1 protein-coding gene is annotated in these 647 nt (G+C 60.7%); it reads left to right on the forward strand.

Translation table 11 applies throughout. The annotated features are described in order from the left end of the window. On the forward strand, positions 1 to 647 hold a 647-nt coding region (tnpC, locus tag H0A72_RS21920), incomplete at both ends, for an IS66 family transposase (protein ID WP_180158631.1).

Below are 647 nucleotides of genomic sequence, written 5' to 3' on the forward strand. Positions count from 1 at the left end.
GTACGACTTTACCGAAGGGCGCAGCGGTACCCATGCGCGGGCCTTCCTGGGTGACTGGCATGGCCTACTGATCTGCGACGATTACGGGGGTTATAAAGCCTGCTTCGAGCAGGGTATGACCGAAGTCGGCTGCATGGCGCATGCGCGCCGGAAGTTCTACGAGTTACGCCAGTCCGGCAAGAGCCTCATCGCCGAGCAGGCCCTGAAGTCCATCGGACAACTCTACGAGATCGAAGCTCAAGCTGCGGATCTCACACCCGAGGCACGGCAGCAATTGCGCAAGCAACAGGCCCGGCCTATTGCCGACACCCTGCACGCCTGGATGCAAGCGCATCGCTTCAAGGTGCCGGACAGCACAGGGATGGCGAAGGCCTTGGACTACAGTCTGAAACGCTGGGAAGCGCTCACGCGCTACCTCGATGACGGACGACTGCCTATCGACAACAACTGGATCGAAAACCAGATCCGGCCTGTGGCCCTGGGCCGTAAGAACTGGCTGTTCGCTGGCTCGCAGCGAGCGGGCCGGCGGGCGGCTGCCGCCATGAGTCTCATCCAATCAGCCAAGATGAATGGGCATGATCCGTATGCCTATCTGAAGGATGTGCTCACACGCCTGCCGACGCATCCGAATAACAGGATCGAAGCGC

This window comes from Parapusillimonas granuli (assembly GCF_013416525.1).
Lineage (GTDB): Bacteria > Pseudomonadota > Gammaproteobacteria > Burkholderiales > Burkholderiaceae_B > Parapusillimonas > Parapusillimonas granuli.